This window comes from Streptomyces sp. NPDC051740, from assembly GCF_044453165.1.
Classification (GTDB): Bacteria; Actinomycetota; Actinomycetes; order Streptomycetales; family Streptomycetaceae; genus Streptomyces; species Streptomyces atrovirens.
Genome location: NZ_JBITCL010000008.1, coordinates 146637 through 161879, shown reverse-complemented (window position 1 = coordinate 161879; position 15243 = coordinate 146637). Strand labels below are relative to the sequence as shown.

Genomic DNA, 15243 nt, shown 5'->3' with positions numbered 1-15243 from the left:
GGGGCACCCGCGAAAAGCCGTCCGTCACGGAGTAATGTCCAGTGTGAGAAGACGATCACGAGGAAGGAAACGCTCCATGCTTTCCCGCCTGTTTGCCCCCAAGGTCAAGGTCAGCGCCCACTGCGACCTGCCCTGCGGCGTGTACGACCCGGCCCAGGCCCGCATCGAGGCGGAGTCGGTGAAGGCCGTCCAGGAGAAGATGGCCGGCAACGACGACCCGCACTTCCAGGCCCGTGCCACGGTCATCAAGGAGCAGCGCGCCGAGCTGGCGAAGCACCATGTCTCCGTGCTGTGGAGCGACTACTTCAAGCCCCCGCACTTCGAGAAGTACCCGGAGCTGCACCAGCTGGTCAACGACACCCTGAAGGCCCTCTCGGCCGCCAAGGCGTCCACGGACCCGGCCACCGGCCAGAAGGCGCTGGACTACATCGCCCAGATCGACAAGATCTTCTGGGAGACCAAGAAGGCCTGACCCGGCCCGACCCGCGCGACGACCGGCGATCGGTACACCGTCGCGGGTCGGCGGACACTTCGAAGGGTCCCGTGCCGTCTCCGTGCGGCCGGGGCCCTTCGGCGTACGCGGGACGGCTGCCGCGGTCACGCGGGCCGTGGGATGCTGGGCGGATGGAGCTGGAGGATCTGGTGCGGCTGCGGCGGGCCCGGGACCGGATGGACCGGGAGTACGCCGAGCCGCTCGACGTCCCGGAGCTGGCGCGGACCGCGCTGATGTCGGCCGGACACTTCCAGCGCAGCTTCCGCGAGGCGTACGGGCAGACGCCGTACGCCTATCTCATGACCCGGCGCATCGAGCGCGCCAAGGCGTTGCTGCGGCGGGGCGATCTCACGGTGACGGAGGTGTGCCTCGCGGTCGGCTGCACCTCGCTCGGGTCGTTCAGCTCGCGGTTCACCGAGCTGGTCGGGGAGACGCCGAGCGCGTACCGGGCCCGGTCGCACGAGGAGAGCGCGGTCATTCCGCCGTGCGTGGCGCGGATGTACACCCGGCCGGTCCGGGGCCGGGCACGTGTCGATCCTGGCGAAACCTTCTAGCGTGGGCGCATGGACACAGGAAACGACGTACGGCTCGCCCAGTGCTTCATCGCCGTCGACGACCACGACAAGGCGCTGGCCTTCTACCGTGACGTGCTCGGTCTCGAAGTCCGCAACGACGTGGGGTTCGAGGGGATGCGCTGGGTGACGGTCGCCTCGCCGGAACAGCCGGACGTGGAGATCGTGCTGGAACCGCCCGCCGCGAACCCGGACGCCTCCCCCGGTGACAAGCAGGCGATGGCCGAACTGCTGGCCAAGGGCATGCTGCGCGGGGTCAACTTCACCACCACCGACTGCGACGCCCTCTTCGAGCGCGTCCGCGCCGCCGGTGTGGATGTGCTCCAGGAGCCGGTGGAACAGCCGTACGGGGTGCGTGACTGCGCGTTCCGTGACCCGGCGGGGAACATGCTGCGGTTCATGGAACGGCCCAGGCCCAAGTAGTCGCGCGGCGCTCGCTCTACGATCGGGCGATGAACATCCGCTGGACGTACGCCTTCATCGACCGCCCCGTCCCTCAGTCCGCCCCGGCCGCCGAGTTCTGGACGGCGGTCACGGGCACACGGCTTTCCGAAGTCCGGGGGGACGAAGGGGAGTTCGTCACCCTGCTGGCGGACGGCGCCGACGCCTGCGTCAAGCTCCAGGGGGTCGTCTCGGGCGGGGGCGGCGCCCATCTCGACTTCTCCGTGGACGACGTAACGGAGTTCGTGGCGCACGCGTCGCGGCTGGGCGCGGAGACGGTCGGCGAGCACGAGGGGTGGGCCGTGCTGCGGTCGCCCGCGGGGCAGTCGTTCTGCGCGGTGCCCTGGCAGGGGGAGTCGGTACGGCCGCCCGTCGTGCACGGCAGCCGTCTGGACCAGGTGTGCCTCGATCTTCCGCCGTCCGGCTACGACGCTGAAGTCGCCTTCTGGAGTGGGCTGTTGCCCGGCTGGAACTCGGCACCCGGTTCGCTCCCGGAGTTCCATGTGGTCAGGCCGCCGGCCGGGCTGCCCGTGCGCGTCCTGCTCCAGCGGCTGGAGAAGGAACGGCCGGTCTCCGCCCATCTGGACCTCGCCTGCGCCGACATCGGGGCGACCCGGGCGCTCCACGAGGAGCTGGGTGCGGTGTGCGTGGCCGCGTTCGGCCACTGGACGGTGATGCGGGACCCGGCGGGCGGCACGTACTGCCTGACCGGCCGTGATCCGGAGACGGGCGGACTGGCCCGCCGGCCGGACTAGTCGGTGGTGCCGGGGCAGACGACGGCCACCAGGCCTTCCTCGACGTCCGGCGGCGGCTCGGGGACCGGGCACTCCGGGAGGTGGGGGGTCGTGCTCGGGTCCGTCCTTTCCCAGCCGGCCGGGGACGGCGGTTCGGTCTCGTCCTGCAGCCACAGGGTCAGTCCGCCTCCGACGATCACGACGGCCGTCCAGATGCCCACACCCCACCGCCCCACCGCGCCCATGCCGCAACGCTAGCGCTTGGTGGGTGCCTGGCTCACGGCTTCCCCTGCCTCCGCGTCCGCTTCGTGGGAGCGGGATTCCCGGCACCTCGGGTTGCGGCACGGGCCGTGCGTCCACACCGGGACCCACACGCCCAGTGTCTTGTGGCGCCGGACCACCGTCTCCACCGGCTGTCCGCAGGCGGGACAGACGGGTTGTTCGCTGTCCATGTCCCCAGGGTAGGCCCGGAGCGGGTTCAGCGCTTCCTGCTGTACGTCCGCACCAGCACACCGTTGCCGAACGAGCGCACCGACTCCAGCGCGAACTGCGTGATCGCGAAGCCGGAGTCGAACATCGGCATGCCGGAGCCCTGCACGATGGGGTACGTCTTGATGATCAGTTCGTCGATCTCGTCGGCCAGTTCGCCGGCGAGCCTGGCCCCGCCGCACAGGTAGATGTCGTACGCGCTGTCCTCCGCCTTCAGCGCGCGCACCCGGCCGACCAGGTCGTCCGCGATGATCTCGACGTTGGGGTCGGGCGACTCCCCCAGCGTGCGGGAGGCGACGTATTCGCGCAGGTGGGCGTAGGGGCTGGTGATGCCCTCCTTCAGGGCCAGGTCGTAGCTGCCCCGGCCCTGGACGATCGTGTCGAACCGCTTGTTCGGCAGGTCGTCGATGTTCCTCTGCCTGCGGCCGGGGGTCGGGATGGTCTCGGGGTACTCCGCCGCGAGGAATCCGAAGAACTCATCGTCGACGAAGGCGAACATCGCCGACGCGTCACCCTCCGGGTCCCCGATGAAGCCGTCGATGGAGCAGGCGATGTAGTACGTGAGCTTTCGCAACGCGGCCTCTTTCCGTGGGCTGCCTTCGTCTGAACAACTCCAGTTGTAGTACTTCACTTGTAGTGGTGCAAGGAGGTTTACCGAATCAGGGGCAAGTGGGTGGGAGGATTCCGCATATGGGCGGCCCTGACGCCTAGGGCCTGTGGTGTCCATGGCTCGCCGTCGTACGGCGGACCATACGGGTGTGTCGTACGGCGATCACCAGGAAGAGGCCCACGACCAGGGCCGGGACCGTGACGGTCACACCGAGGACGACGGCGGCCGCCGCTCCCGCGACCGGACCGGCGACGGCCAGGGCGGCGACCGCGCCACGCGAGCGGTGGGCGTCGGCGGGCAGCGGGGCGTGCGGCAACTGCGCCCACTGCCGGGCCGCCTCCCGCTGCTCACCGGCGCGCCGCACGGCGGCATCGGTCCGCAGGGCGGCGGCGGCCGTACCACCCACGACCGCCACCCCAGCCGGCATCCACCACGCCGTGGCCACGAGCAGCAGCAGGGCGATCACCCCGAGGGTGCCCCAGGCGGTCAGGCAGGCGAGCGCCGCCGTACGGCGGGACAGCGGCCGGTCGGCTCCGGCGCGCAGGTCGGTGAGGGCCGGCAGGTACCAGACGCTGCCGGCGGCCGTCACCGCCGCGCACCCGAGGGCCAGAACGGGCTGCAGCACGGCTCACCCCGCCGATTCGAGCGCGGCGATCTCGGGGTGGTGCAGGTCGAACGCCGGGGACTCGCTGCGGATCTTCGGCAGGGTGGTGAAGTTGTGCCGCGGGGGCGGACAGGAGGTCGCCCACTCCAGGGAGCGGCTGTAGCCCCAGGGGTCGTCGACGCCGACCGGCTTGCCGTACTTGGCCGTCTTCCAGATGTTGTAGAAGAACGGCAGGATCGACATGCCGAGCAGGAACGACCCGATGGAGGACAGGGTGTTCAGGGCGGTGAAGCCGTCGGCGGCGAGGTAGTCGGCGTAGCGGCGGGGCATGCCCTCGACACCCAGCCAGTGCTGCACCAGGAAGGTCAGGTGGAAGCCCACCGTCAGCGTCCAGAAGGTGATCTTCCCGAGGCGTTCGTCGAGCATCTTGCCGGTGAACTTCGGCCACCAGAAGTGGAATCCGGCGAACATCGCGTACACGACCGTGCCGAAGACGGTGTAGTGGAAGTGCGCGACGACGAAGTAGGTGTCGGAGACGTGGAAGTCCAGCGGGGGCGAGGCCAGGATGACACCGGTCAGACCGCCGAAGAGGAAGGTGGTCAGGAAGCCCAGCGTCCACAGCATCGGGGTCTCGAAGGACAGACTGCCCTTCCACATGGTGCCGATCCAGTTGAAGAACTTCACGCCCGTCGGCACCGCGATCAGCATCGTCATGAAGGCGAAGAACGGCAGCAGCACACCGCCCGTGACGTACATGTGGTGCGCCCACACGGTCACCGAGAGGCCGGCGATGGCGATGGTCGCGCCGATCAGGCCCATGTAGCCGAACATCGGCTTGCGGGAGAAGACCGGGATCACCTCGGAGACGATGCCGAAGAACGGCAGCGCCAGGATGTACACCTCGGGATGGCCGAAGAACCAGAACAGGTGCTGCCACAGCAGTGCCCCGCCGTTGGCCGAGTCGAAGATGTGGCTGCCGAACTTCCGGTCGCACTCCAGCGCGAACAGCGCCGCCGCCAGCACCGGGAACACGATCAGCACCAGCAGCGCCGTCAGCAGCACGTTCCAGGTGAAGATCGGCATGCGGAACATCGTCATACCGGGCGCGCGCATGCAGATGATCGTGGTGATGAAGTTGACCGCGCCCAGGATCGAGCCGAAACCGGACAGGGCAACGCCCATGATCCACAGGTCGGCCCCGATGCCCGGTGAGTAGACCGCGTTCGACAGCGGGGCGTACAGGAACCAGCCGAAGTCGGCGGCTCCTCCCGGGGTGAGGAAACCGGCGGCGGCGATCGAGGAGCCGAACAGGAACAGCCAGAAGGCCAGCATGTTCAGCCGCGGGAACGCCACGTCGGGCGCGCCGATCTGCAGCGGCATGATCCAGTTCGCGAAGCCCGTGAACAGCGGCATCGCGAACATCAGCAGCATGATCGAGCCGTGCATCGTGAACGCCTGGTTGAACTGCTCGTTCGACATGATCTGCAGGCCCGGCCGGGCGAGTTCCGCGCGCATCATCAGCGCCATGACCCCGCCGACGATGAAGAACACGAACGCGCTGACCAGGTACAGCGTGCCGATCTTCTTGTGGTCGGTGGTGGTCAGCCAGTCCACCCACGCGGCCCGGCGCACCGCGGGTGCCCCGGCGGTGGTCCCTTCGGACGGCGGCACCGGACGGGGCCGTCCGTCCTCCGTGGCTTCGACCTTCTCCATGTGTATCTCGTCCACCGGACGTCTTCCTCCCCAAGCTGTTTCGCGCGCCCATGATCGACGGCGGGGAGAGGTGTCCACATGGGTCGAAGGGTCCCTGCGGGGGCCTCCGGGCAGGGGCCAATGGTCCCTGTTCCCGCCGTCAGCCCTCCGCGCGGAGGGCTGACGGTGCTTCCCGGGCCGCCCCCGCGGGCCACACGATCTCCACGGGGACACCCCGGGCCCGGGCGTAGGTCACCAGGTGGGCGGTGGCGTCGCAGCCGTCGGACGGGGAGCCGTCCCAGACGGCCAGGAGGAGACCGCTGGAGGCGACGAGCCGTTCGTCCGCGCCGATGCAGGAGTCGCGGTCCACCGGGTCGTAGGTCAGCAGGCGCACCTCGTCGGCGAGGGTCAGCAGTTCACCGGCCGCCATCCGGTCCCGCCGGGGCGGCAGGGCGGGCACTCCGATACGCGTGGGGATCACCACGGCCAGCGGACACCCCGACGCCCGCGCGGCCCGGCCGGACGCCAGTGGCGTTCCCGCGCCGGTGCGCACCATGGCCACGGCCGGGGCGGGCCGCCGCGCCAGCCGGGTCCGCAACGCGGACTCCACCAGCAGGAGCGTGTCCGGGGTCAGGTCGGCGTGCCCCACCACCGCGATGTTCCCGCCCGTCGTGCCGCCGTCGCCCGTCGTCGTCATCGTCACGCCCCCGCCGGCCTCGTCGTCCGACACCCGCCGGATCCCTCGGTACGGCCGGCGGGTGCTACCCGCGAGCCAGTGAAGTCCGGACGCGCACCGGCGGCCAGGGCCGAACGTCCCTTTCGGGGTCCCGGTCCCGCCGACGGCCGGCTCCCCGGCCCCGGACCGGCCGGTCCGTCAGCCGGTGGTGCGGGGTTCGCGCCACATGGGCCACATGTACGGGCCGTCCGGGAGGGCCAGGGGCTCTCCGGCCGGCTCGAAGCCGAGGCGCCGGTACAGCAGGGCACTGCGCTCGCTGCTCGCCTCCAGGTACGCCGCCAGCCCTTCCCGGTCGCAGCGGTCGAGGACGGAACCGACCAGCGCGGTGCCGAGCCCCTCGCCCTGGCGACCGGGTGTCACGCCGATCATCCACAGGTACGCGTGGGCCCGTCCCGAGGGGTGGATGTCCGCGGTGAGCCGGCCGATCAGCTCCACCCGCTCGTTGTCCGGGTCGACGGCCCGGCGCATCCGCGCGAAACCGTCCTCGTCCGGCTGCTCCTCGCCGTGCCCGGGGTCGTCCGCCGGTACGAACATCCACAGCGCGCACGCCGAGCCGTCCTCGGTGAGGTCGACACGCCCCTCGGCGAGTACGACGTCGGTGAAGGCCGCCATGAGCCTGTGGTGCGTCGTACGGCGGTACTCGTCACCGGGAAAAACCCAGCCACTGACCGGGTCGTCCTGGAACGCCTCGTCCAGGAGCCGGACGATCAGCTCCCGATCTCCGTCCCCAGCCGTCCGGATCGCCACGCCCATGTCCGCCCCTTCGCCTCAACCGTCCCTGAACGTACGGACGTTGAGCCTAGTGCGGGACGGGCGTGGGGAGGGCGGGTCCCGCACACCGTGGGGAAGTGCGGGACCCGCCGGGCCGGAGCCACGGTGCCGTGCGGGGTCAGGAGCCGCACGGCACCGTGGCTCCGGGGCCGGGGTAACGGCCGGCGGGCCGTCAGGTGGTGCGCCGTGTCACGAACTCGGCCAGGGCCAGCAGCCCGCCCGCCGCCTCCGGATCGGGCACCGCGCGGGCCACTTCCTGCATCGCCCGGGCCATCCGGTCGGCCGCCTGGGTCTGCGCCCAGTCCCGGCCGCCCGCCCGCTCCACGGCCAGCACGATCTCCTCCAGGTCGTCCTCCTCGTGATGCGGTGTCGCGTACACGGCGGCGAGTTCCGCGGCCTCCGGGGTGCCGGAGGTGAGCGCGGCGACCACCGGCAACGACTTCTTGCGGGCGGCCAGATCCGCGCCGGCCGGCTTGCCGGTGCGGCGCGGATCGCCCCATATGCCGATCACGTCGTCGATGAGCTGGAACGCCAGTCCCGCCTCCCGGCCGAACCCGTCCAGCGCCGCCACGTCCGCGTCCCCGGCGTCCGCGTACAGCGCCCCGATCGCGCAGGCGCAGCCGAGCAGGGCGCCGGTCTTGGCCTCGGCCATGGCGAGCGTCTCGGCGAGGGTGACCTCGCCGGGGTCCCGCTGCTCCATGGCCGTGTCGGCGTGCTGCCCCGCGCACAGCTCGACCACGCAGTCCGCGAGCCGGGCCGCCGCCGCCGAGGCCGCCGGATGGGGGTCCTCGGCGAGCAGCCGCAGGGCGAGTGCCTGGAGGGCGTCCCCGGCGAGGATCGCGTCGGCGTCCCCGAACACCGTCCAGGCGGTGGGCCGGTGGCGACGGGTGGTGTCCCGGTCCATCACGTCGTCGTGCAGCAGCGTGAAGTTGTGGACCAGTTCCACGGCGGCAGCCGCCCGTACGGCGGACGCCCGGGCCACGGGCCCGCCCACGGCGGAGGCCGCGGCGAGCACCAGGGCGGGGCGGATCGCCTTGCCCGAACCGCCCCCGGCCGGGGTGCCGTCCGCCTGCTCCCAGCCGAAGTGGTAGAGCGCGACGCGGCGCATCGGGCCGGGCAGCGAGCCGAGGGCGGCCCGCAGCACCGGGTCGACCGCGGTCCGCGCCCGCTCCAGCAGAACCGTCGCCTCGTGACCGTCACCGGGCCGCTGCTCCGGCACGGCCGGCATCTCGGTCGTGTTCTCCGTCGTAAGCCCCGTCTTCGGCTCCGTGATGGACTCCGTCATCGACTTCCCCCTGGGACCGGCTCGGTGGAGGAGCGGAGGTGTGGCGCTTCCGCACCCGCCGAGCGCGTACCTCCGAGGTGTACCCGCCCGGGCGGGCGGGGACACGGCGTGCGGGGTGGGAGCCTGCGGCAGGTCATCGCCAACGGCCGATCTCGACGTTCTCCAGGACGCCGAGCGCGTCCGGTACCAGGACAGCGGCCGAGTAGTAGGCCGTGACCAGGTACTTGATGATGGCCTGTTCGTTGATGCCCATGAACCGCACGGACAGACTCGGCTCGATCTCGTCGGGGATGCCGGCGGCCCGCAGTCCGATGACGCCCTGGTCCTCCTCGCCGGTACGCAGGGCGATGATGGAGGTCGTCCGGGCCTCGGTCACCGGGATCTTGTTGCACGGGTAGATGGGCACTCCCCGCCAGGTGGGGATGCGGTTGCCGCCCATGTCGATGGTCTCGGGGACGAGTCCCCGCTTGTTGAGCTCGCGGCCGAAAGCGGCGATCGCGCGCGGGTGGGCGAGCAGCAGCCTGGTCCCGCGTCGCCTGCTGAGCAGTTCGTCCATGTCGTCGGGGCCCGGTACGCCGTTGTGCGGCTGGATCCGCTGGTCGTACTCGCAGTTGTGGAGCAGTCCGAAGTCGCGGTTGTTGACGAGTTCGTGTTCCTGGCGCTCCTTCAGCGCCTCGACGGTCAGCCGGATCTGCTGTTCCGTCTGGTTCATGGGCTGGTTGTAGAGGTCGGCCACGCGGGTGTGGATGCGCAGCACGGTCTGGGCGACGCTGAGTTCGTACTCGCGCGGCCTGGCCTCGTAGTCGACGAAGGTGTGCGGGATGTCCGGCTCTCCGCTGTGGCCGGCCGCGAGGTCGATCTCCTTCTCTCCGTATTTGTTGGTGCGCTGACCGGGGACCGTGAGTCGCCGGCGGAGGTGTTCGCGCAGGGTGTCCGACCGCTCGGCGACCTGCTCGACGGCCTCGCGCGGCAGCACGAGCACGGTGCAGGCGGTGAGGGTGCGGGCGGTGTACTCCCAGATGGCGTCCCCGCCCAGCAGCGCCTGTTCGCCGAAGTAGGCGCCGTCGGCGAGGACTCCGAGGGATTCGTCCTCGCCGTAGGGGCCGGTGCCGACCCGCTCCACCCTGCCGTGCGCCAGCAGGTAGACCTCGTCGGCCGGGCTGCCGAAGGAGGCGACGACCTGACCGGCCTCGATCTCCCGCTGCCGGCAGCGGGCGGCCAGCTCGGTCAGCACCTCGTCGTCCTCGTAACCCCGCAGCACCGGAAGCTCGCCCAGTTCCGCGGGGATGACCTCGACGCGGTCGCCGGTCTTCACGAACGTCATCCGGCCATCACCCACGGCGTACGTCAGCCGCCGGTTGACACGGTATGCGCCACCCTGCACATCGACCCAGGGCAGCATGCGCAGCAGCCAGCGTGAGCTGATCTCCTGCATCTGCGGCACGGACTTGGTCGTGGTGGCCAGGTTACGTGCGGCCGCCGTACCGAGGCTCTGCTGCTGCCTGGCCTGCTCCGTGCGGACCTCTTCGCCTACCGACATAGAGAATGCCCTCCCCAATGGTGATCCCGCACCCGGCCGTGCCGGGCGTGGCATTGCGCGATCAAGCCTTCCTCACGCAGCGTGCGCGCACCATTACCCGATCGAGCGGGATTGGATCTTGGGAGGACTGGGCAGACATGGGCGCCTGTTCGACCGCGCCGTACCGGAAGGAAATTGTCCGGATCGGCTCGTACAGGAGACGGACGAGTAGTTGAACTCGCTCCTTTTAGGTATAGGCCTGGTGGCGAGCGGTTGCGAAGGGCGGCCGCCGCCCGGCACGAAGGAGGGCGGTCATGGCCCCACCCATGTCCGCGAGCGCGTTCCTGCGCGCTCTGAAGGCGGAAGGACTCACGGTCGTCGAGGTCGGTGACTGGCGCGACCACAACCGCAACCACAAGGGCCCGTGGGGCCCGGTCCACGGCGTGATGATCCACCACACCGTGACCAAGGGCAGCGCCCGCACGGTCGACATCTGCCGCAAGGGCTACGAGGGTCTGCCCGGGCCCCTGTGCCACGGCGTCATCACCAAGGACGGCCGGGTCCACCTCGTCGGCTACGGCAGGGCCAACCACGCCGGGCTCGGCGACGACGACGTGCTCCGCGCGGTGATCGCCGAGAGGGCGCTGCCGAAGGACAACGAGGCGAACACCGACGGCAACCGGCACTTCTACGGTTTCGAGTGCGAGAACCTCGGCGACGGCGAGGACCCCTGGCCGGCGGCCCAGCTGGAGGCCATCGAGAAGGCCGCGGCCGCCGTGTGCCGTCATCACGGCTGGAACGAGCGGTCGGTGATCGGGCACAAGGAGTGGCAGCCGGGGAAGGTGGACCCGCGCGGGTTCACGATGGGCTCGATGAGGAAACGGATCGGCGACCGGTTGAAGTGACGCGCGGACGTGCGGACGCGCGGGCGCACGGGCGCGACGGCGCACGGGCCCACTGGCGACAACCCGTTGGAAACTGTCGCTCGCTCCGCTGGGGCCCGCGGCGGCCCGCTCCTAGCGTGGTGGACCGTCCCTGACGGTCCCAGGAAAAGGCCTCGCCATGCAGTACGTCGCCCCGGTCGGCATCGGTGTCCTCTACGCCCTGCTGATGTCCCTCGTCCGTGAACCGCACCGGCGGCGCCTGAACGCCCTCGTGGTCGCCGGTGCGGGCGCCGCCTACCTAAGCGGCGGCGGGCTGGGCGGCTGGGAGTTCGTCTTCACGGCGCTGGTCACCTATGTCGCGTTCCGCGGCCTGGACTCCTGGACGTTCATCGGCGTCGGCTGGCTGCTGCACACCGTGTGGGACGTCGTCCACCACATCAAGGGCAACCCCATCGTCCCGTTCGCCCACACGTCGTCCCTGGGCTGCGCGATCTGCGACCCGGTGATCGCGCTGTGGTGCCTGCGGGGCGGCCCTTCCCTGATCGGCATGCTCCGGGACCGCGGCCGCAGCCGCGGGCGACAATGGCCCGGTGACCGGCTCCGACACCTCCGACCCCCGCGACGCCCTCGCGGGCCTGCGCCCGCGGCTGCCCTCCCCGCTGCGGGAGGTCACGGACCAGCGGTTCGAGCGGCACGGGGTACGGCTCCTGCTGAAGCGGGACGATCTGATCCACCCGGAGCTGGTCGGCAACAAGTGGCGCAAGCTCGCGCCGAACCTCGACGAGGCGGCCGGGCGGACCGTGCTCACCTTCGGCGGCGCGTACTCCAACCATCTGCGCGCCACGGCCGCCGCCGGCCGGCTGCTCGGCCTGCGCACGGTCGGCGTGGTGCGCGGGCAGGAACTCGCCGGCCGCCCGCTCAATCCCTCGCTGGCCCGGTGCGCGGCCGACGGGATGCGGCTGCACTTCGTCGACCGGTCGGCGTACCGCCGCAAGACCGAGCCGGAGACCCTGGCGGCCGTGCTCCGCGCGGCGGACGCCGAGGACGCGTACGTCGTGCCCGAGGGCGGCAGCAACCCCGCCGCCGTGCGCGGCTGCCGGGCGCTCGGGGAGGAGCTGGCCGGCCGGGCGGACGTGGTGGCGGTGGCCTGCGGCACCGGCGGCACGCTGGCCGGACTGGCCGCCGGGCTCGGCGGCGGGACGCGCGCGCTGGGCATACCCGTGCTCAAGGGCGGTTTCCTGGCCGACGGCATACGGGACCTGCAGAGCGAGGCGTTCGGCGGCCCGCGCGGCGACTGGAGCCTCGACAACCGCTTCCACTTCGGCGGCTACGCCCGCGTCCCCCCGGAACTCGACACGTTCGCCGAGGACTTCGAGCACCGCCACGGCATCCCGGTCGAACGTCTCTATGTCGCCAAGTTGCTTTACGCCCTTGTCGCCCTGACGGAGGAGAACGCGTTCCCGCGCGGGAGCACGATCGCCGCGGTGATCACCGGGCGGCCCTTCCCTTAGGGCCTGTCCGGCGGATCATGCCGGAGACGCGGGGTCCGGCACGCCCTTTTCCCGCTGCCCGAAAGGGTGTGGGCGGTGCCCCCAGCGGCGTTGTCACCGGTTGCCGACTTCCCCACGCTCGGCCGCGCTGGAGCGGGAGCGACCCCATGCGCGGGGGACCCCCGTCGCGTCGACGCCCTCCTCCGCCTTGCAGCCGGACGCTCCCCCACGCTCGGCCGCGCTCGCGCGGGGGACCCCCGTCGCCCCCGCTCACCTCGGCTGCAAGGCGCCGCCGGTTCCCTCCGGCTCGGTCCGCCGGGCAGGCCCCGGGCGGCTAGGTCGTCTCCCGGTAGGCCGCCGCCTCCTCCAGGTCCAGCCGGCGCAGCAGCGTGCGCAGCATCTCGTCGTCGATGTAGCGGCCGTCGCGCAGGCGGACGAACACCTCGCGCTCCGCGCCGATCATCTCCCGGGACAGCCGCCGGTAGGTGTCGTCCACCGACTCCCCGGTGACCGGGTTGACCTGCCCGAGCCGTTCCCAGACGGCGTTGCGGCGGCGCTCCAGGACGGTGCGCAGGCGTTCGGCGAGCGGTGCGGGCAGGGCGTTGCGCTCGTCGGCGAGCAGTTCGTCCAGGCGCTGCTCGGCGATCCGGGAGGCCTGCGCCTGGGCGTTGGCCTCGGCCAGGGTCTCGGCCCGCACGTCGCGTCCGGGGAGCTTGAGCATCCGGATCAGCGGGGGCAGCGTCAGCCCCTGCACGACCAGGGTGCCGATGACGGTGGTGAAGGTCAGGAAGAGCAGCAGGTTGCGCTGCGGGAAGTCCTCGCCCTCGGCGGCGACCGGGATCGAGAAGGCGATGGCCAGCGAGACCACACCCCGCATTCCGGCCCAGGCGATGACGAACGGCGCCTTCCAGCCGGGTCTCCCCTCGCGTTCCCTGATCTTCGCCGACAGCATCGGCGGCAGCCAGGTCGCCGGGTACACCCAGAGGAACCGGATCACGACGACCACTGCGAAGACGGCGACCGCGTACCAGGCGGCGTCGATGCCCTCGTACTCGCCGAGTCCTCTCAGGACGACGGGCAGTTGCAGTCCGATCAGCGCGAACACCGCGGACTCCAGGACGAACGCGACCATCTTCCACACCGCGTCCTCCTGGAGGCGGGTGGCGAAGTCGACCTCCCACGCGCGGTGCCCCAGGTAGAGGGCGACGACCACCACGGCGATGACACCGGAGGCGTGCACCTGCTCGGCGACGGCGTACGCGACGAACGGGATCAGCAGGGAGAGCGTGTTCTGCGGCAGCGCCTCCTTCACGTGGGTGCGCAGCCAGTGCAGCGGTGCCATCAGCACCAGGCCGACCGCCAGCCCGCCGACCGCCGCGAGCAGGAACTCGCCGACTCCCCCGGCCCAGGTCGCGCCCTCGCCGACCGCGGCCGCCACGGCCACCCGGAACGCGGTGATCGCGGTGGCGTCGTTCAGCAGGGACTCGCCCTGGAGGATGGTGGTGATCCGGGACGGCAGGCCCACCCGGCGTGCCACCGCCGTCGCCGCGACCGCGTCCGGCGGGGCCACCACGGCACCGAACACCAGCGCCGCGGTCAGCGGCAGGCCCGGCACGATCAGGTACAGGACCCAGCCGACGGCGAACGTCGCGAACAGCACGTACCCCACCGACAGCAGTGCCACCGGACGCAGTTGCGCCCGCAGATCGAGGTAGGAGCTGTCGGTGGCCGCCGTGTGCAGCAGCGGGGGCAGGACGAGCGGCAGGACGATGTGCGGGTCGAGCGTGTACTCGGGGACGCCGGGGAGGTAGCTGACCGCCAGCCCGGCGGCGACCAGCAGCAGCGGTGGCGGCACCGGGGTGCGCCGGGCGGCCGCGGCGATCGCGGCGCTGCCCGCCACCAGCAACAGCAGCGGCATCACATCCATGTCCGGCCCACCCTCGTTTTTCCGCGCGGCTCCCCGCGCGGGCGTCGTAATCTGGCAATCATGAAACAGTGCACGCACGCCGACGCGCTGCCGCACCCGGAACCCGTCCCGCTCGGTGAGACGTGCCCGGAGTGCCTGCGGGACGGCACCGATCCGGTGCAGCTGCGCCTCTGCCTCACCTGCGGCCACGTCGGGTGCTGCGACTCCTCGCCGAACCGGCACGCCACGGAACACCACAGGGAAACCGGCCATCCCGTGATGCGGACCCATGAGCCCGGCGAGGACTGGCGCTGGTGCTTTGTGGACCACGTACTGGTGTGACCCGGAGTGACCCCGGTGCCGGACGGTTCGACCGTCTGACGTCTGGGTACGTCAATGCGGCGCGCGCTCTTCCCATTTGGGAGCCGCAGACCCCTAGCCACGGAGCGTATTCATAGTTTTACTATGAGTGACGACATACGGGTCGGGGTCCCGGGGACAGGACCGTCGGGAGCGCGATAGCGTCACCGCTGAACCACGTAGCGCGTTACCCGGGGGCGAATCAGGCCCTGAAACGCTTGTACCACCTTGGAGGTGAGGGTGTCCCAGATCGCAGGCGAGCCCGCGACCCAGGACTTCGTGGAAGTCCGGCTGCCGGCCGCGGGGGCCTACCTGTCGGTGCTGCGTACGGCCACGGCCGGTCTCGCGGCCCGTTTGGACTTCACCCTCGACGAGATCGAGGACCTGCGCATCGCGGTCGACGAGGCCTGCGCGATCCTGCTCCAGCAGGCCGTGCCGGGTTCGGTGCTCAGCTGTGTCTTCCGGCTCGTCGACGACTCGCTCGAGGTGACCGTCTCGGCGCCGACCACGGACGGTCACGCCCCTTCGCGGGACACCTTCGCCTGGACCGTGCTGTCCGCGCTCGCGGGCAAGGTCTCCTCCGCCGTGGACGAGGACAAGACCGTGTCGATCAGCCTCTACAAACAGCGCGGCGCGGGACCCGGGCCGGCGTGAGGA

General features: G+C 71.2%; 18 protein-coding genes and 1 pseudogene. 9 read left to right on the top strand and 10 right to left on the bottom strand.

Going from position 1 to position 15243, the window contains the following annotated elements; all coding sequences use genetic code 11:
• Positions 1 to 76 precede the first annotated feature (76 nt).
• From sodN to ACIA6T_RS15990, 4 genes are all read left to right on the top strand, one after another.
• Entirely contained in the window at positions 77 to 472 is a 396-nt protein-coding gene (gene sodN / locus ACIA6T_RS16005; protein WP_004983535.1) for a superoxide dismutase, Ni, read from the top strand.
• A 152-nt stretch (positions 473 to 624) separates the two neighbouring features.
• Positions 625 to 1047, top strand: a complete 423-nt coding sequence (locus ACIA6T_RS16000) for a helix-turn-helix transcriptional regulator (protein WP_399447093.1) — start codon at positions 625 to 627, stop codon at positions 1045 to 1047.
• A gap of 9 nt (positions 1048 to 1056) precedes the next feature.
• Positions 1057 to 1488, top strand: a complete 432-nt coding sequence (locus ACIA6T_RS15995; protein WP_399447092.1) for a VOC family protein — start codon at positions 1057 to 1059, stop codon at positions 1486 to 1488.
• 29 nt (positions 1489 to 1517) lie between these two features.
• Complete coding sequence (locus ACIA6T_RS15990; protein ID WP_399447091.1) at positions 1518 to 2261, top strand: VOC family protein; 744 nt, start codon at positions 1518 to 1520, stop codon at positions 2259 to 2261.
• Here ACIA6T_RS15990 and ACIA6T_RS15985 read toward each other — a convergent pair.
• The 9 genes from ACIA6T_RS15985 to ACIA6T_RS15945 form a co-directional block, all read right to left on the bottom strand.
• Entirely contained in the window at positions 2258 to 2485 is a 228-nt protein-coding gene (locus tag ACIA6T_RS15985) for a hypothetical protein (protein WP_399447090.1), read from the bottom strand. The genes ACIA6T_RS15990 and ACIA6T_RS15985 overlap by 4 nt on opposite strands.
• Before the next feature lie 9 nt (positions 2486 to 2494).
• Positions 2495 to 2692, bottom strand: a complete 198-nt coding sequence (locus ACIA6T_RS15980; RefSeq protein ID WP_399447089.1) for a hypothetical protein — start codon at positions 2690 to 2692, stop codon at positions 2495 to 2497.
• Positions 2693 to 2718: 26 nt separating this feature from the next.
• The gene (locus ACIA6T_RS15975; RefSeq protein WP_399447088.1) at positions 2719 to 3303 is read right to left on the bottom strand and encodes a dihydrofolate reductase family protein; all 585 of its coding nucleotides are present in this window, start codon (positions 3301 to 3303) and stop codon (positions 2719 to 2721) included.
• A gap of 133 nt (positions 3304 to 3436) precedes the next feature.
• Positions 3437 to 3964 (bottom strand): hypothetical protein, encoded by a 528-nt coding sequence (locus ACIA6T_RS15970; protein ID WP_399447087.1) that lies wholly within the window; start codon positions 3962 to 3964, stop codon positions 3437 to 3439.
• 3 nt (positions 3965 to 3967) lie between these two features.
• Positions 3968 to 5671 (bottom strand): cytochrome c oxidase subunit I, encoded by a 1704-nt coding sequence (gene ctaD, locus ACIA6T_RS15965; RefSeq protein WP_399447086.1) that lies wholly within the window; start codon positions 5669 to 5671, stop codon positions 3968 to 3970.
• A 124-nt stretch (positions 5672 to 5795) separates the two neighbouring features.
• A complete protein-coding gene (locus ACIA6T_RS15960; RefSeq protein WP_399447234.1) occupies positions 5796 to 6332 on the bottom strand; it encodes a hypothetical protein in 537 nt (178 codons plus the stop codon).
• A 177-nt stretch (positions 6333 to 6509) separates the two neighbouring features.
• A complete protein-coding gene (locus ACIA6T_RS15955) occupies positions 6510 to 7124 on the bottom strand; it encodes a GNAT family N-acetyltransferase (RefSeq protein WP_399447085.1) in 615 nt (204 codons plus the stop codon).
• Positions 7125 to 7314: 190 nt separating this feature from the next.
• Entirely contained in the window at positions 7315 to 8370 is a 1056-nt protein-coding gene (locus ACIA6T_RS15950; protein WP_399447233.1) for a family 2 encapsulin nanocompartment cargo protein polyprenyl transferase, read from the bottom strand.
• Positions 8371 to 8560: 190 nt separating this feature from the next.
• Positions 8561 to 9967 carry a family 2B encapsulin nanocompartment shell protein gene (locus tag ACIA6T_RS15945; RefSeq protein ID WP_399447084.1) on the bottom strand — a complete coding sequence of 469 codons (1407 nt, stop codon included), beginning with the start codon at positions 9965 to 9967 and terminating at the stop codon, positions 8561 to 8563.
• 293 nt (positions 9968 to 10260) lie between these two features.
• On the opposite strand from ACIA6T_RS15945, the gene ACIA6T_RS15940 reads away from it, so the two are divergent.
• The 3 genes and pseudogenes from ACIA6T_RS15940 (at position 10261) to ACIA6T_RS15930 (ending at position 12341) form a co-directional block, all read left to right on the top strand.
• Positions 10261 to 10851: an N-acetylmuramoyl-L-alanine amidase gene (locus ACIA6T_RS15940; RefSeq protein ID WP_179167205.1), complete on the top strand. Its 591-nt coding sequence runs from the start codon at positions 10261 to 10263 to the stop codon at positions 10849 to 10851.
• 157 nt (positions 10852 to 11008) lie between these two features.
• Positions 11009 to 11410, top strand: a pseudogene (locus ACIA6T_RS15935) (DUF6010 family protein); the annotation flags it as partial.
• Positions 11411 to 11420: 10 nt separating this feature from the next.
• Positions 11421 to 12341 (top strand): 1-aminocyclopropane-1-carboxylate deaminase/D-cysteine desulfhydrase, encoded by a 921-nt coding sequence (locus ACIA6T_RS15930; RefSeq protein WP_399447083.1) that lies wholly within the window; start codon positions 11421 to 11423, stop codon positions 12339 to 12341.
• A gap of 313 nt (positions 12342 to 12654) precedes the next feature.
• Here the strand turns inward: ACIA6T_RS15930 and ACIA6T_RS15925 are convergent, their stop codons facing one another.
• Positions 12655 to 14247 (bottom strand): Na+/H+ antiporter, encoded by a 1593-nt coding sequence (locus tag ACIA6T_RS15925; RefSeq protein WP_399447082.1) that lies wholly within the window; start codon positions 14245 to 14247, stop codon positions 12655 to 12657.
• Between the two features lie 60 nt (positions 14248 to 14307).
• Between ACIA6T_RS15925 and ACIA6T_RS15920 the strand changes: the two genes are divergently transcribed.
• Positions 14308 to 14568, top strand: coding sequence for a UBP-type zinc finger domain-containing protein (locus ACIA6T_RS15920; RefSeq protein WP_030219872.1), 261 nt, complete (start codon positions 14308 to 14310; stop codon positions 14566 to 14568).
• 258 nt (positions 14569 to 14826) lie between these two features.
• Positions 14827 to 15240 (top strand): anti-sigma regulatory factor, encoded by a 414-nt coding sequence (locus tag ACIA6T_RS15915; RefSeq protein WP_004925829.1) that lies wholly within the window; start codon positions 14827 to 14829, stop codon positions 15238 to 15240.
• Positions 15241 to 15243: the final 3 nt, after the last annotated feature.

Coding starts and splice junctions, on each gene's coding strand:
- sodN (WP_004983535.1), top strand. CDS start 77: ATGCTTTCCCGCCTGTTTGCCCCCAAGGTCAAGGTCAGCGCCCACTGC.
- ACIA6T_RS16000 (WP_399447093.1), top strand. CDS start 625: ATGGAGCTGGAGGATCTGGTGCGGCTGCGGCGGGCCCGGGACCGGATG.
- ACIA6T_RS15995 (WP_399447092.1), top strand. CDS start 1,057: ATGGACACAGGAAACGACGTACGGCTCGCCCAGTGCTTCATCGCCGTC.
- ACIA6T_RS15990 (WP_399447091.1), top strand. CDS start 1,518: ATGAACATCCGCTGGACGTACGCCTTCATCGACCGCCCCGTCCCTCAG.
- ACIA6T_RS15985 (WP_399447090.1), bottom strand. CDS start 2,485: ATGGGCGCGGTGGGGCGGTGGGGTGTGGGCATCTGGACGGCCGTCGTG.
- ACIA6T_RS15980 (WP_399447089.1), bottom strand. CDS start 2,692: ATGGACAGCGAACAACCCGTCTGTCCCGCCTGCGGACAGCCGGTGGAG.
- ACIA6T_RS15960 (WP_399447234.1), bottom strand. CDS start 6,332: ATGACGACGACGGGCGACGGCGGCACGACGGGCGGGAACATCGCGGTG.
- ACIA6T_RS15955 (WP_399447085.1), bottom strand. CDS start 7,124: ATGGGCGTGGCGATCCGGACGGCTGGGGACGGAGATCGGGAGCTGATC.
- ACIA6T_RS15950 (WP_399447233.1), bottom strand. CDS start 8,370: ATGCCGGCCGTGCCGGAGCAGCGGCCCGGTGACGGTCACGAGGCGACG.
- ACIA6T_RS15945 (WP_399447084.1), bottom strand. CDS start 9,967: ATGTCGGTAGGCGAAGAGGTCCGCACGGAGCAGGCCAGGCAGCAGCAG.
- ACIA6T_RS15940 (WP_179167205.1), top strand. CDS start 10,261: ATGGCCCCACCCATGTCCGCGAGCGCGTTCCTGCGCGCTCTGAAGGCG.
- ACIA6T_RS15925 (WP_399447082.1), bottom strand. CDS start 14,247: ATGGATGTGATGCCGCTGCTGTTGCTGGTGGCGGGCAGCGCCGCGATC.
- ACIA6T_RS15920 (WP_030219872.1), top strand. CDS start 14,308: ATGAAACAGTGCACGCACGCCGACGCGCTGCCGCACCCGGAACCCGTC.